At 61.2% G+C, this 14,494-nt stretch carries 13 protein-coding genes; 6 read left to right on the top strand and 7 right to left on the bottom strand.

Annotated elements, in window-relative coordinates:
* Window positions 1-75: 75 nt before the first annotated feature.
* A complete protein-coding gene (locus JDW18_RS12850; protein WP_246609888.1) occupies window positions 76-819 on the bottom strand; it encodes an SIR2 family NAD-dependent protein deacylase in 744 nt (247 codons plus the stop codon).
* A gap of 107 nt (window positions 820-926) precedes the next feature.
* Between JDW18_RS12850 and JDW18_RS12855 the strand changes: the two genes are divergently transcribed.
* A complete protein-coding gene (locus tag JDW18_RS12855; protein ID WP_246609890.1) occupies window positions 927-2,840 on the top strand; it encodes an ATP-binding protein in 1,914 nt (637 codons plus the stop codon).
* Window positions 2,841-2,897: 57 nt separating this feature from the next.
* Here JDW18_RS12855 and JDW18_RS12860 read toward each other — a convergent pair whose 3' ends face one another.
* On the bottom strand, window positions 2,898-3,866 hold the full coding sequence (locus tag JDW18_RS12860) for a cation diffusion facilitator family transporter (RefSeq protein ID WP_218239839.1): 969 nt from the start codon (window positions 3,864-3,866) through the stop codon (window positions 2,898-2,900).
* A 54-nt stretch (window positions 3,867-3,920) separates the two neighbouring features.
* On the bottom strand, window positions 3,921-4,691 hold the full coding sequence (gene rlmB / locus JDW18_RS12865; protein WP_218239840.1) for a 23S rRNA (guanosine(2251)-2'-O)-methyltransferase RlmB: 771 nt from the start codon (window positions 4,689-4,691) through the stop codon (window positions 3,921-3,923).
* 268 nt (window positions 4,692-4,959) lie between these two features.
* Here rlmB and sstT point away from each other — a divergent pair, with 268 nt between their 5' ends.
* Window positions 4,960-6,192 carry a serine/threonine transporter SstT gene (gene sstT, locus JDW18_RS12870; protein ID WP_218239841.1) on the top strand — a complete coding sequence of 411 codons (1,233 nt, stop codon included), beginning with the start codon at window positions 4,960-4,962 and terminating at the stop codon, window positions 6,190-6,192.
* A gap of 89 nt (window positions 6,193-6,281) precedes the next feature.
* On the opposite strand, the gene JDW18_RS12875 is transcribed toward sstT, so the two are convergent.
* On the bottom strand, window positions 6,282-6,962 hold the full coding sequence (locus JDW18_RS12875) for an ABC transporter ATP-binding protein (protein WP_218239842.1): 681 nt from the start codon (window positions 6,960-6,962) through the stop codon (window positions 6,282-6,284).
* On the opposite strand from JDW18_RS12875, the gene JDW18_RS12880 reads away from it, so the two are divergent.
* Window positions 6,961-7,629, top strand: coding sequence for an arylesterase (locus JDW18_RS12880; RefSeq protein ID WP_246609891.1), 669 nt, complete (start codon window positions 6,961-6,963; stop codon window positions 7,627-7,629). The two genes, JDW18_RS12875 and JDW18_RS12880, sit on opposite strands and share 2 nt — an antisense overlap.
* 309 nt (window positions 7,630-7,938) lie before the next feature.
* Here JDW18_RS12880 and JDW18_RS12885 read toward each other — a convergent pair whose 3' ends face one another.
* The 3 genes from JDW18_RS12885 to JDW18_RS12895 all read right to left on the bottom strand — a co-directional run bounded on the left by JDW18_RS12885 (window position 7,939) and on the right by JDW18_RS12895 (window position 10,883).
* Window positions 7,939-8,745: a DUF2189 domain-containing protein gene (locus JDW18_RS12885; protein WP_218239843.1), complete on the bottom strand. Its 807-nt coding sequence runs from the start codon at window positions 8,743-8,745 to the stop codon at window positions 7,939-7,941.
* A gap of 236 nt (window positions 8,746-8,981) precedes the next feature.
* Window positions 8,982-10,220: a PLP-dependent transferase gene (locus tag JDW18_RS12890; RefSeq protein WP_218239844.1), complete on the bottom strand. Its 1,239-nt coding sequence runs from the start codon at window positions 10,218-10,220 to the stop codon at window positions 8,982-8,984.
* 150 nt (window positions 10,221-10,370) lie between these two features.
* Entirely contained in the window at window positions 10,371-10,883 is a 513-nt protein-coding gene (locus tag JDW18_RS12895; protein WP_218239845.1) for a BON domain-containing protein, read from the bottom strand.
* Between the two features lie 172 nt (window positions 10,884-11,055).
* Here JDW18_RS12895 and JDW18_RS12900 point away from each other — a divergent pair, with 172 nt between their 5' ends.
* The 3 genes from JDW18_RS12900 (at window position 11,056) to JDW18_RS12910 (ending at window position 14,467) form a co-directional block, all read left to right on the top strand.
* On the top strand, window positions 11,056-12,738 hold the full coding sequence (locus JDW18_RS12900; RefSeq protein ID WP_218239846.1) for a SulP family inorganic anion transporter: 1,683 nt from the start codon (window positions 11,056-11,058) through the stop codon (window positions 12,736-12,738).
* A 72-nt stretch (window positions 12,739-12,810) separates the two neighbouring features.
* Window positions 12,811-13,611: a GGDEF domain-containing protein gene (locus tag JDW18_RS12905; protein ID WP_218239847.1), complete on the top strand. Its 801-nt coding sequence runs from the start codon at window positions 12,811-12,813 to the stop codon at window positions 13,609-13,611.
* A 4-nt stretch (window positions 13,612-13,615) separates the two neighbouring features.
* Entirely contained in the window at window positions 13,616-14,467 is an 852-nt protein-coding gene (locus tag JDW18_RS12910) for a MinD/ParA family protein (protein WP_218239848.1), read from the top strand.
* Window positions 14,468-14,494 lie beyond the last annotated feature (27 nt).

Consider the following 14,494-nt stretch of genomic DNA (forward strand, 5'->3'; position numbering starts at 1 on the left):
AATCATTGAAAGCCATCAAAAAAGATAGCTTTCAGCGCTTATGCATCAAGGACTACAGGCCATTATTCCTGCAATTCATGCCTGCATAATCTGCGGCAAAGCCAGAGCCGAAGGCTGCTGAATGAGGCAGTCCGCCACTGCATCCAGCTCAGTGGCCTGCGGGTTGATGATGACCACCCGGGCCCCGGCACGACGCGCCAGCTTCGCCAAGCCTGCCGCAGGATAGACGGCCCCCGAGGTTCCCACCACCAGCATCAGGCTGCAATGTTCGGCCGCCTCCTCCGCCTGCGCCCAGACACCCATGGGAAGTGACTCGCCAAACCACACCACCGCCGGACGCAGCAAATTGCCGCAGGCAGGGCAAAAAGGTGGCTCCCCCGCAGAAGGCCGCGCAAGGTCGCAGTCTGCGCAGCGGCGGTTAAGCCAGCGGTTTTTCATCAGCTCGCCATGCAGATTCAGCACGCCTGCGCTACCAGCCCGCTCATGCAGTCCATCCACATTCTGGGTCACCAGGGTCATGCGCTGTGCATGACGGGCTGACCACTGTGCCAGCGCCCTATGCCCGGCGTTGGGATCAACCTGTGCAACACGCTCGCGCCGGTGCTGGTACCAGCGCCAGACATGGGCCGGGTCGCGGCGGTAGCCGGCTTCGCTGGCCATGTCTTCGGGCTTGAATTGCGCCCAGTAGCCCGATGCATCATCACGAAACGTGGGAATGCCGGACTCGGCACTCACCCCGGCGCCCGTCAGCACGCACACACGACTGGCCTGATCCACCCACTGCCTTACTCGTTCCAGCTCTTGTTCCATCTGCTGCATTCAACGCTGCCTGTCTCTTCAATGACTCAATATATTTTTCGGAGAACCCTGCCGACCAATTTTTCACCCGCCCGCAATACCCCTACACTGTTGTCAGCAGCAATGCTTTGACGCAACTCATAACTCTTTTCGACATGACCGTCTCGGACCTGACGCAGAACATGGGGGCCGCCGCACTGCCTTGGGGCCTGATTGGCCTGGAGCAGTGGCAACTGGACTTTGCCAATCCTGCACTGCAAACCTATCTGCGTCAGCAACTGATGCCACACAAGCTGACTTTGCCGCTGCATGAGCCTTTGATGCAGGCCGCCGAGCAATGTCTGAAAAGCCATCAGGAAGTCACAGCCAGCCTGCCCGGCAGCGGTGATGTCTGGCATTTCAGCCCGGTATTGAGCCACGGCACCACCACCGCATTGCAATGCTATGTGCTGCGCGGCAACCCGCCAGCCCCATCCACTGCCGCCGTGAGCCACACGGACCGGTTCGAGGTTTTTCTGGATCACCTGCCCTACCACGTCTGGATTGCCACGCCTCATGGCGAGCTGACATGGCTGAACCGCGCCCTGACCCAATATGCCTACAACCATGCGCAGCACCTGGATCTGAGTGAAGGTGTCTGGATCGATCTGATCCACCCGGATGACATGGGCACGCTCAATGCCAGCCTGACCAAGGCGCTGATTACCGAGCAGCCCACTGGCTACCGATTGCGCATCAAGCAGCATCAGGGCCAGTATCACTGGTTCTTTGCCACCATGGCACCCGTAAAAAGTGCGCAGGGCCAGACGCTGTACTGGGTAGGCTCGAACACGAATATCGATACCGTCAAACAGTCCGAAGACCGGCTGCGTGAAGAAATGAGCCAGCTGCAGCAGGAGCTGCAGCGCAGCCACAACCAGCTGGAACAGGCGCAGAGCCATCTGGCGCAGTTGCAGAAGCTGGACATCGTCACCCAGCTTTCGGCCGGCGTTGCCCACGATATGAACAATCTGCTGTTCATCACGGGCTTGCATGCAGGCCTGCTGGAAAAAAAGCTGGTGGAGCCTGCCCACCGCGAGCATCTGGAAGTCATTCACGACACCATCCGCAAGGCGGGCAAGCTGGCCTCTCAGCTCACCGGGTTCAGCAGCCGCAAGCCCATGGCTCCCAGCACCATCGATCCCGGCCGGCTGATAGGCGAGATGGAGCTGCTGCTGAACAAGGCCGTGGGCAAAGAGGTGGATCTGCAGATTCAGCTGGCCGCCGATCTGTGGCCCATTCATGTGGACCGCATGTATTTCGAGAACTCGCTGCTCAATCTGTGCATCAACGCGCGCGATGCCACAAATGGTCAGGGCCTGATCGTTCTGAGGGCAGAAAACGTCGTGCTGCAGCGCGGCGACCATGTTCTGATCAGCGTGACCGATGACGGCTGCGGCATGGATGACAGCACGCTGGCGCGCATTTTCGAGATGTTCTTTACCACCAAAGCGCCCGGCAAAGGCGCAGGGCTGGGCCTGCCTATGGTGAAAAATTTTCTCAACCATGCTGGCGGCCTGCTGGAAGTGAGCTCCACACCAGGTGAAGGCAGTTGCTTTCGCCTGTACTTTCCCCGCTCAGGCGCAAGCGCTGAAAGCGAGCCTGTCGAGCAGGAACTGGCCACTGGCGCCGCCGACGAGACCATCTTGCTCATCGAGCATGACCTGGAAGTTCGCAACGCCATGGCACAGGTGCTGTATGAGCTGGGCTATCAAGTCACCACCGCCTACCGCCCGGAAGTAGCGCTGCGCTATCTCAGCAGCGGGCTCAAGGCCGACCTCATCATCTCCACTGCGCGCATGCCCGGCGCACTGTCAGTTCAGGAGATGGACCTGCGGCTTCAGGCCGAGGGAAGGCATATCCCCATCCTGCTGACCAGCAGCCAAAGCAGCGACCCGCAAAGTGACCTGGCCCAAAGCCCCTACCCCCTGCTGTTCAAGCCTGTTTCCATGCCCGACCTGGCCCAGGCTGTACGCCGGGTGCTTGATGCAGTGACGCACTAGAGTCTGTTGAGAATTGAGCAAGGTCGCGAAGGATTCTGGCCTAAATCTCAACAGACCCTAGCTCTTCGCAGTCACCGCCGTATTCCATGAACTGGCCCGCTGCTCCCAGGTTTCTGGCGTCTGGGGCTTGACAAACAGCGCCAGCACATCGGGCGCGGTTTTGCGCACTGCCGCCTCAATGCGCTCTATGCACTGCTCAATTTCGGGCACCGTCATGCTGTCATCAAATTCGGCGCTCAATGTGGCCAGCACCTCGTGCGGGCCCAGTTGCGTGGTCAGAACGCCGTTGACGGCCAGAATTCCGGGCTCATCATAGGCCGCCCGCACAATGGCGCGGCGCACCGACAGGGTGGCGGCTTCGCCCATCAGCAGGCCCTTGGTTTCACGGGCCAGCAAAAAGGCGGTGCCCGCCAGTACCAGGCCAATCAGTATCGAGGCCAGCCCATCAAGCTGGGGCATGTCAAAGAACTGGCTTCCAGCCACGCCCAGCAGCGCAATCAGCAGACCGATCAGCGCAGCACTGTCTTCAAACAGCACGACAAAGGTCGTCGGGTCCTTGCTGTCACGCACCGCTTTCATGGTTTCCGTCATGCCCTTGGCGTGTTTGAACTCGCGCCATGCCACCCGCCACGACAGGCCCTCAAACAGCATGGACGCAACCAGCACGATGTAGTTGACCATGGGCTTTTCCATGGGTTCGGGGTGGCGCAAATGGTGCACGCCCTGATAGATGGAAACGCAGGCGCCCAGCGCAAACACCAGCAAGGCCACGATAAAGCACCAGAAGTACAGCTCGCGCCCGTAGCCAAAGGGGTGCGATTCATCACGCGGGCGGCTGGCGCGTTTCATGCCGTAGAGCAGCAGCACTTCGTTGCCGGTATCCACCAGCGAGTGAACGCCTTCGCTGAGCATGGCGGAACTACCCGTGATGAACGCCGCAATGAACTTGACCACGGCCACGGCCAGATTGCCGGCCAGCGCGGCATAGACCACGGTGCGGGATGATTCGATGTTTTTGCTTGCCATAAAAAAAGGCGCCTCCTGCCTTTGCAGTTGCGCCTTCTAGGCTAGGTCAGAAAATCAGGCCTTGACCGAGGCAGTCGCCGCCAAACGCTGACGGAGAGCTTCGTACAAGCACACGCCGCTGGCCACAGACACGTTCAGGCTTTCCACCGCGCCCTGCATGGGGATGCTGACCAGCGCATCGCAGGTCTTGCGGGTGAGCTGGCGCATGCCGTCGCCCTCGGCGCCCAGCACCAGGGCAGTAGGGCCGGTCAAATCCATCTGATAAAGATGCTTGTCGGCGTCGCCGCTGGTACCAATGATCCAGATGCCACGGTCCTTGAGTTCCTTGAGCGTGCGCGCCAGGTTGGTGACCATGAAGTAAGGCACGGTCTCTGCGGCGCCGCTGGCCACCTTGGCCACGGTGGCGTTGATGCCGGCCGCATGGTCCTTGGGGGCGATCACGGCGTGCACGCCAGCGCCATCGGCCACACGCAGACAGGCGCCCAGGTTGTGGGGATCGGTCACACCGTCCAGCACCAGCAGCAGCGGAGACTTGACGCCAGATTCCTCCAGATCGTCCAGCAGCTCATCGAGTGTGCGGGTGTCCTTGACCTCTTCCACACGTGCAGCCACGCCCTGGTGACCGTGAGAGCCCGCCAGCTTGGCGATGCGCATGGCATCGGCTTCAATCAGGCGAACTCCGGCCTCCTTGGCACGCTCAATGAACTGGCGCATGCGCGCATCGCGGCGCGTAGCCTCGAAATAGACTTCGACGATGGATTGGGGGGCGGTCTTCAGACGCACGCCGACGGCGTGAAAGCCGAAAAGAACTTTGGGGGACGACATGGGGCGACATTATCCCGGCCTTTTGCGCCGCCTTGCTGCGCCTGGGGCCATGTCTGGGCTGGCGACTGTGTTTTTACCAAGCCGCTAAACTGCCCGTCCTTCGGGGCGCAGTCATCGTGCCAGTGCTGCCTCGATCAGGCAGCCTTGCGCCCGCCTGGTCGCCCGATGCTGCTGGTGCCCTCCAACTAACCCGGATCCTGCACCTGCAATGAACGCAATGCCTGGCTTACCCAGCCGGGCATCTCATTAGCACTTACCGGTTCCCTGCATGTTCAAAGCCCTGCTTGATTGGTTCAACCGCACCAGCCTGGTGCTGCAGATTATTGTCGCCCTGGTTCTGGGCGGCCTTGTCGCCTGGCTGCTGCCTTCTGCGGCCCCCTCCGTATCCCTGCTGGGCACGCTGTTCATCGCGGCCCTCAAGGCCGTTGCGCCTCTGCTGGTGTTTCTGCTGGTCATGGCGGCCATCGGCAGCCACCGCCCGGGCCAGGAAACCCAGATCAAGCCAGTGCTGGCCCTGTACGTGATCGGCACCCTGGCCGCTGCCTGCGTGGCAGTGGCCGCCAGCGCGCTGTTTCCCTCGGTCATTCACTTCAAGGAAGCGCCCAATGTGCAAAGCGTGCCCGGCGAGATCAGCCAGGTGCTGGTTTCCGTGCTCAAAAGCGCTTTTGACAACCCCGTCAATGCACTGATGAATGCCAACTACATCGGCATTTTGGTCTGGGCGATTGCGCTGGGCGTGGCGCTGCGCCATGCCAGCCCCACCACCCGCACCATGGTGGAAGACTTCGGTCAGGCTATCACCCTGGTCATTCAGTTCGTGATTCGCCTTGCGCCGCTGGGCATTTTTGGCCTGGTGGTAGCCACCTTCTCCACGGGCGGTCTGGATGCCCTCAAGGACTATGCGCACCTGCTGGCCGTGCTGGTAGGCTGCATGGTGTTTGTGGCGCTGGTGGTCAACCCCATCATTGTCTGGACACAGACCCGCCGCAACCCCTACCCGCTGGTACTGACCTGCCTGCGCGAGAGTGCGGTCACGGCCTTCTTCACCCGCAGCTCGGGCGCGAACATTCCCGTGAACCTGGCACTGGCCCAGAAGCTCAAGCTCGACGAGAACACCTACAGCATCTCCATCCCGCTGGGCGCCACCATCAATATGGCAGGCGCGGCCATCACCATCAGCGTGCTGACACTGGCTGCGGCCCACACGCTGAACATCTCGGTGGACATTCCCACCGCCATCCTGCTGTGCGTGGTGTCTTCCGTCTGTGCCTGCGGCGCTTCGGGCGTGCCCGGCGGCTCGCTGCTGCTGATTCCGCTGGCCTGCAGCCTGTTCAACATTCCCAACGATGTCGCCATGCAGGTGGTGGGCGTGGGCTATGTGATTGGCGTGATTCAGGACTCGACCGAAACCGCCCTCAACTCCTCCACCGACGTGCTGTTCACCGCCGCAGCCTGCCGCGCTGCCGAGCGCAAGGCGGGGCTGGAAGTGCCTCGCGTCTGAAGAAACTCTTGTTTTTATAGCTGCAAGCGCTTATTCAATAAGCGCTTGAACCCAAAAAGGCCTGTCATTTTTACAGGCCTTTTTTTATTTCAGATGGCTCGCCCTGCTTCGATGGTGATGCTTCGGTCGCACTGGGCCGCAATGCTGCGGTCATGGGTCACCAGAATCAGGGTGGTGCCGCGCTCGCGGTTCAGGGCGAACATCAAATCCATGATGGTCTGGCCCGTCGCAAAGTCCAGACTGCCCGTGGGCTCGTCGGCCAGCAGCACCGCAGGCTCCACCACAAAGGCACGGGCCAGCGCCACGCGCTGCTGCTCGCCCCCCGACATCAGCTTGGGATAGTGGTTCAGGCGCTGGCCCAGGCCTACGCGCTCCATCATCTGCGTGGCGCGGGCACGTGCATCGCGTGCGCCGGCCAGCTCCAGCGGCAGCATCACGTTCTCCAGTGCTGTGAGGTTGCCCAGCAGCTGAAAGCTCTGGAACACAAAACCCATCTTCTGCGCCCGCAGTGCGGCGCGGTCGTCTTCGCTCAGGGCAAACAAGTCCTGCCCCTGCAATCGCACCGTGCCACGACTGGGCGTATCCAGCCCCGCCAGTATGGACAGCAGCGTGCTTTTGCCAGAGCCAGACGCGCCCACAATCGCCACGGTTTCCCCTTCCCGGAATTGCAAGTCAATATCTCGCAAAATATCCAGCACGCCCGTGGAGTCCTGAACGGATTTGGCGAGGCTCTCAACGGTGATCAAAAAGGGGGTGGAAGTGTCTGGCATGAATCAATCGAGCAACGCAAAGATGGGAAAAGACCGCCGCCACTTTATCGCGCTTGCCCTGGCGCTGGGAATTTCGGGGCCTTGGGGCGCTGTCAATGCGCAGAACAAGACGGGGCCAGTGCTGGTGCTGGGTGACTCGCTGAGCGCCGAATACGGCCTGAACCGTGGCAAAGGCTGGGTCAAGCTGCTGGAGCAACGCCTGCAGGAGCAAAAGAATCCGCGCGCCGTGGTCAATGCCAGCATCAGCGGCGACACCACCTCGGGCGGACGCGCTCGCCTGCCTGCGCTGCTGAGCCAGCACAAGCCATCCATCGTGATTCTGGAGCTGGGCGGCAATGACGCCCTGCGCGGCCTGCCGCTGCAAAGCTCTCAGAGCAATATGGAAGCCATGGTCAAGGCCAGCCGCGATGCAGGCGCCAAAGTGATGCTGGTGGGCATGCAGGTGCCACCCAACTACGGCGCCAGCTATACCGAGCAGTTTGCGCAGATGTTTCAGAGCATCGCCAGCCAGAACAAGCTGCCCCTGCTGCCCTTTTTACTGGCCGGGTTTGGCGACAGCCCCGACGCCATGCAGTGGTTTCAGGCCGATCGCATACACCCCAATGCCCAGGCCCAGCCCAGAATGCTGGAAAACGTCTGGCCCAAACTCAAACCCATGCTGAACTGAGAAAACGGGGCAAGGCGCATCAGTCGCTGCCCCCGTCACCACCGCCTCCGCTGTCTCCGCCACTGTCCCCACTGCTGTCAGAACTGCTGGAGTCGTCCCCGCAGTCTTCGCTAGCCCAGCCAGAATCGCGGCCATCGTCGCCCGGCACGCTACGGGTGTCACGCCAAGACGAGCCGGAATCGGAAGTACGCCCCGCCGCATCCGGGCGCGGAGTCAAAAATTTTTTAAGCCATTCCCACACAGCGTTCCTTTTTACGGGCCTTTTTGAAGGCTTGTCTGCAGGCCCTGTCGATTGTCCGGACGCCTATTTCAGGCCTCTGCTGCATTGTCTTCCACGGTGAAGACACTGGCCCTGTAGGCATGCCAGCTGGCACAACCCAGAACCGGCCCCACCACCACCAGCCCCGCGCCATAGAGCAGCATGGAGGCTGCCACCAGCGCCGTGATGATGACAGCCCACCACAGCATGACGCCCATATTGAGCCCCACCACGCGCATGCTGGTGATGCAGGCGGTCAAAGCGTCCGAATCCCTGTCCAGAATTGTGGGCAGGGCTACGACGGTGAAGCCAAAGACCAGCGCCGCAAACACACCGCCAACCAGAGTGTAGATCAGCAGAAATTCCCAGTTTTCAGGCCGCATTACCGTTTGCAGAATGCTCGCCGTGGTGGGCATGCCTGTATCAAATGAGATAGCAAACACCACCATGGCTGCGCGGCCCCAGAGCATTTCCAGCACCATCAGCACCATGACCAGCATGCCCATGCTTTGCAGATGCCCGCTCCAGCAGTCCAGCGACGCGCCCAGCTGCGGCTGCTGCCCTTGTTCCAGCCTGTGGCTGACTTCATACAAACCCATGGCCAGAAATGGACCGACCAGCAAACAGCCGCTGGCCATGGACATCACATATTCAGGGCTGGCGCGAAACACCCAGCCCAACAGCAGCGCCATGCCCCAGAAACACAGGCCATAAAACAGTGCAATCCACGGTGCCCGCATCACATCACGCGTACCCAGCACCAGCCACTGCCAGGGCTGCGCCCAGCGCAGGTGGCGAACATGCAGTGCCGCAGGGTCTGCGGGGGTGTTGTTGTCGGAAACAGGGGAAGCTTGCATGCGGAGCCCTTCATGTTTGCCGGGCCCCATCCGGGATGGCAGTGCGGGCCTGTGCACACAAGTTACCGCTCAGGCCAAGGCTTGGCATTGCGGAAAGCCCGCAAGTGCCAACCCTGATGCACTATCGATTCATGAGCAGCCTGCGCATGCTATTCATGGACATTCAATAGATATACCCATGAAATTGATGAATATCAATCGCAGCCAGCTATTGAATCAAGAGCGATCTTGCACCCTCAGGCAAACGCTTTTTGCAGCGCCTGCGCCAGATCGGCCTGCAAGTCGGCCGCATCTTCCAGACCAATGGCAAAGCGCACCACCGTGCCTGCTTTGATATGCGGCGTAGCGCGACTGCGCATCTCGGCCAGTTCGTAAGGCACGACCAGACTGACAGGACCGCCCCAGCTGTAGCCAAGCTTGAAGAGCTGCAGGCTGTCGCAGAATCGGTCCACAGCGGCCTGATCAAAGCGCTCATCAATCACCACGCTGAACAGGCCTGCTGCCACACCTTCGCTGTTTCCTCCTTGAGCGCACAGCTGCTTCCAGTGCGCATGGCCGGGGGCATCGGGCATGGCGGGGTGCAGCACCTGCACCACGGCGCTTTGCGTGGCCAGCCACTGCGCCAGCTGGCGCGCAGCCTTGTCCTGTGCGTGGTAGCGCAGGCCAATGCTGGGCAGGCTGCGCAGCACGGCTTCGGCATCATTGCCGCTCACGCCCAGACCCATGCGCATATGCGAGAGCTTGATGCGCATATGCAGCGGCTGATTGCGCGTGATGATGCTGCCCATCAGCACATCGCCGCCACCGCTCGGATATTTGGTCAACGCATGGGCCGTGACATCCACGCCCAGACTGCCGCCATCCCCCAGCAAATCGAAAGGCTTGAATGCCAGCCCCGCACCCCAGGTGTTGTCCAGCACCGTGGTAATGCCTTTTTCGCGGCACAGGCGCACCTGCGCGATCAGATCGGGGAATTCCATGGTGACCGAGCCAGGGGCTTCGAGCCAGACCAGCCGGGTGGCAGGCGTGATCCTGGCGGCCAGATCTTCCACACTGGTGGGGTCGTAATACTGGTGCGTGACGCCGAAGTGGGCCAGCTCGCCCTCGGTAATCGTCTTGTTGGGGCCATAGACGTTATCGGGCACCAGCACCTCATCGCCAGTCTTGAGCAGCGCCAGCGAGGTGGTGGCAATGGCCGCCAGCCCGCTGGGCACCAGCAGGCATTGCAAGCCGCCTTCCAGCGTGGCCAGGCGCTCCTCCAGCGTGTATGTGGTGGGCGTGCCATGCAGTCCGTAGGTGTAGCTGCTTTTGTCCAGCCAGCGGCGATCGCGCATGGCCTGCACGTTCTCGAAGAACACGGTCGATGCCTTGTGCACCGCAGGCACCGGCGCAGCAAAATCGGCAGGCGCCTGATACGGATGGTGAATCAGATGGGTGGAGAGCTTGATTGCGGCTTGGTCTTTGGCTTGGGTCATGGGGGAATATTAGAGCCTGTTGACACTGCCCCCGCCGTTACCGAACGCAAATGGCACTTGGCGCACCACGGCATCCGCACCTGCAGACGTAAAAAAGCCAGAGGGCTTGCGCGCTCTGGCTTTGAGGTGATGGTCGCTGATGAAAAAGAATCAGCTGGCCTTCACGGTCAGGTTGTTGGTCACCGAGGTCACGCCCTTGGCAGCCTTGGCAATGTCGCCAGCCTGGGTCTTGACGGATTCGGAAGGAACCGTGCCGTTCAGAGTGACCACGCCACCCTTGGTGTCCACATCAATTTGCAGAGCACTGATTTCAGGAGCCTTGATCAGCTCGGTCTTCACGCCAGCGGTGATGCCTGCGTCGTCCAGAGCTGCGCCCACGGAAGCAGCGCCTGCTTCAACCTTCTGGCCTGCGGTGTCAGCAGCACCGGCGATCTTGTCGCCAGCCTTGTCCAGTGCGTTGGAAGTTGCGTCGCCAGCCTTGGCTGCGCCATCTTCAATCTTGTTGCCTGCGTTCTGGGCAGCTTGCTCAGTCTGCGAAATGGCGGAATCCAGCTTTTGACCGGCAGTCTTGTTGTCGTCAGACTTGCCGCAGGCGGCCAGACCAAAGGCCAGAGCTGTCACAGCCAGAATGTGGACGGAACGCTTGAATACGATAGATGCCATTTTTGGTTCTCCCTTAATGCCTAAACAAAATTGAAGGCTTAATGTATGCAGTCCCTGCAGACCAACACATGCGAACAGCCCTCAGTTGTTTGTAGGACAAATTTGGAAGCAGGTTCTGTGGCCCTATCACAGTTACGTGCCAAATCATTTCGTTACCCTGACAATATGCCCCATGCATTCCCTGGCTCGCTGGCTTCCTTTCCTCAACTGGCCCAAACCCACTGCATCGCTGCTGCGCGGTGAATTCTGGGCGGGCCTCACCGTCGGGCTGATGCTGCTGCCCCAGGGCGTGGCCTATGCGGCACTGGCCGGCATGCCACTGATTACAGGCATCTACGCCTCCATCATTCCGGCAGCCGTGGCTATTTTGTTCAGCCCATCGCCACGTCTGGGGGTGGGCCCCACGGCGCTGAGTGCCTTGCTGATTGGCGCCTCGCTCACCGGCATGGCCGAGCCGGGCTCGGCGCAGTGGGTGGTGCTGGCAGCGTGGATGGCGATTCTGTCCGGTCTGGTGCAGGCCGTGCTGGGCATGGTGCGGGCGGGCTGGCTGCTCAATCTGGTCACATCGCCTGTGCTGGCAGGCTTTACGCAGGCCGCTGCTGTTCTGATTCTTGCCTCGCAACTGCCTACGCTGCTGGGCATGCGTGCGGACTGGGCCACGGTCTGGCACTCACCGTCCATCTATCTGTTTGACTGGCATTCCATCGCCTACGGGCTGGCCAGCATGGCACTGCTGATGCTGGCCAAAAAGTGGCGTCCCGCCTTCCCCTCGGCCATTTTCATCATCGCGCTGACAGGAATCATCAGCTGGGCTACGGGGTTTGCTGATTCCGGCGGCGCTGTTGTGGGCCACTTGCCTGCGGGACTGCCCTATTTCCAGTGGCCCGGCATGCTGGACTGGGAGCAATTCGGCGCGCTGGTCATGCCAGTGCTGGTGCTGTCCCTGGTGAGCTTTCTGGAGACGGCCTCCAGCGCTCAGGTCGAGCATCAGCAGGCTGGCACGCGCTGGAACGAAAATCAGGATCTGGTGGCACAGGGCCTGTCCAAGGTCAGCGCCGGTCTGTTCGGCAGCTTTGCCACCAGCGCCTCGTTTTCGCGCTCCGCCGTCAACCTGCTGGCCGGTGCCAAGACGGGCTATGCCAATGTGTTCTCCATCCTGCTGGTCGTGGTGGTGGTGCTGTGGTTTATTCCATGGCTCTACCACGTACCTCAGGCAGCGCTTGCGGCGATTGTGATTACCGCGGTGCTCAATCTGATCAAGCCGCAACAGATTCTGGGCCTGTTCAAAGTCTCGCGCGTCGAGGCCTGCATCAGCGTCACCACACTGGCGCTCACAATTTTGACAGCGCCGCGCATGTACTGGGGCGTGCTTGCGGGCATTGCACTGACGCAGGCCTATTTTCTGTACCAGCATCTGCACCCGCGCATCATTGAAGTGGGTCTGCACGCCGATGGCAGTCTGCGCAGCCGCCAGCTATGGCAGCTGCCGCCTCTGGCGCCCAAGGTCATGGCGCTGCGTATGGATGCCGATCTGGACTTTGCCACCGCCTCTGCGCTGGAGCGGTATGCCACCGAGGCCCTGCAGCAAAACCCCGGCTGCACCGACATGGCCCTGCTCATGGAGTCCATCAACAGCATCGACATCACCGGTGTCGAGACTTTTGCTCGCCTGGAACGCATGGTGGCAAAGCGCGGCGGCACACTGCATGTGGTGGGCTTGAAGCTGCCAGCGCAAAAGCGGCTGGAGCGCGCAGGCCTGCTGCAGCGGCAAGGCAGCATCATTGCGCTGTACCGCACCAGCAGCGAGTTTCTGGCCCGCCTGAGCAGCACTGCCCAGAGCGCATCTTTGCCCTGAGACATAAATGGACACCCGCATGCGCAGCCGCTGCTGCGACTGCTACACTTGATTGAAATTTCGTAGCAAGTCGTGACTTCTCCCGCCTCTCATCAATCCGTGTTTCTGCGCGAACTGCGTCTGGCCACCGCTCACAACCTGGTGACACGGGCTGGCGGTCAGGAGATGCGCCTGCCCACGGATACGCCCACGCAATACCTCCAGGCGCTGATTGACGGTCTGTGCGCGCTCTCACTGCGCGACACGCTTACCGGCCTTGCCAACCGCCGCCACTTTCGCACCGTGATCGAGCGTGAAATTGACCGCGTGGCACGCTCTGGTGAAACCGCCTTGCTGCTGATGCTGGACATCGACCACTTCAAGCAGATCAACGACGAGCACGGCCATATTGCTGGCGACATGGTGCTGCAATCCGTCGCCCAGTCGCTGGCATCCGGCATACGCCCCATGGATACGCTGGCCCGCTACGGCGGCGAGGAATTTGCCATCGTGCTGCCTGTGTGCCCTGTGCACTTTGGCCATTCAGTGGCTGAGCGGCTGCGCCAAGCCATCCAGAACACTCCGGTGCAAGTCAACCCCAGCACCACCATCCATGTCACCGTCAGCATCGGTGGCGTCTATGCCCTGCAGTGGATTCGCAGCACGGCGCAGCTGTGGACGGAGCGCGCCGACCGTCAGCTGTATCTGGCCAAATCATCCGGGCGCAACTGCGTGCGCCTTGAAGAGCCGCCCGACAGTACCGTGAGTGCCGAGGAAAAAAGCATGCTTTTCAGCCCTTTAGCCGTCGATGTCATCGTGGAAAATGGCTTGGAAAATAACTCAGCCCAACACGACGTAAGTACCGACGCCCCAAGCCAGGTCATAACGCCTTGAGACGATGGACACCTTGGCCCCACACCCTACCCTGCCCGCCTACATCTCCATGGAAGATGCCCTGCGCGCACCCGGCCGCACCAAGCAGGCCCACATCATTGCCGTCACCAGCGGCAAGGGCGGCGTGGGCAAGACTTTTGTTTCCGCCAACCTGGCCGCTGCACTCACCCGCCACGGCTTCAACGTGCTGGTGCTGGATGCGGACCTGGGCCTGGCCAATCTGGATGTGGTGCTGAACCTCTACCCCAAGGTCACGCTGCACGACGTATTCACCGGCCGCGCCACCCTGGAAGAGGCCATTCTTCCTGCGCCCGGCGGTTACTCCGTGCTGCTGGCAGGCTCAGGCATGATCGAATACTCGCGCCTGACACCCGAGATTCGCAGCCAGTTCATGCAGACCATCGACACGCTGCGCCCGCGCTACGACATCATCCTGCTGGACACCGGCGCGGGCATTTCCGATGTGGTGCTGTTCTCTGTCTCCATGGCAACCGAAGTGCTGGTCGTGGCCACGCCCGAGCCTACTTCGCTGACCGATGCCTACGCCGCCATCAAGGTGCTGGCCACGCAGCAAAAGCGCCAGCAGATTCGCCTGGTCATCAACCAGGCCCTGCGCCCTGGTGACGGCCGCGCCATCACTGGCCAGCTGCAGCAGGTGCTCAACCGTTTTGTCACCACCGAGTCTGGCCAGCCGCTTCAGCTGACCTACTGGGGGGATATTCCGCTCGATTCCTCGGTGCGCGATGCCGTAATGCGCCGCCAGCTGCTGCTGCAATCCATGCCCGGAGCGCCCGCTTCGCTGGCAGTGGCACAGCTGTCCAATAAAATCAAGGCTGCGCTGACGGCCCCGGCCTAAGCTCTGCCACCGTCGGCCGAGCTGCCG

It is taken from the genome of Comamonas fluminis, assembly GCF_019186805.1.
Taxonomy (GTDB): domain Bacteria; phylum Pseudomonadota; class Gammaproteobacteria; order Burkholderiales; family Burkholderiaceae_C; genus Comamonas; species Comamonas fluminis.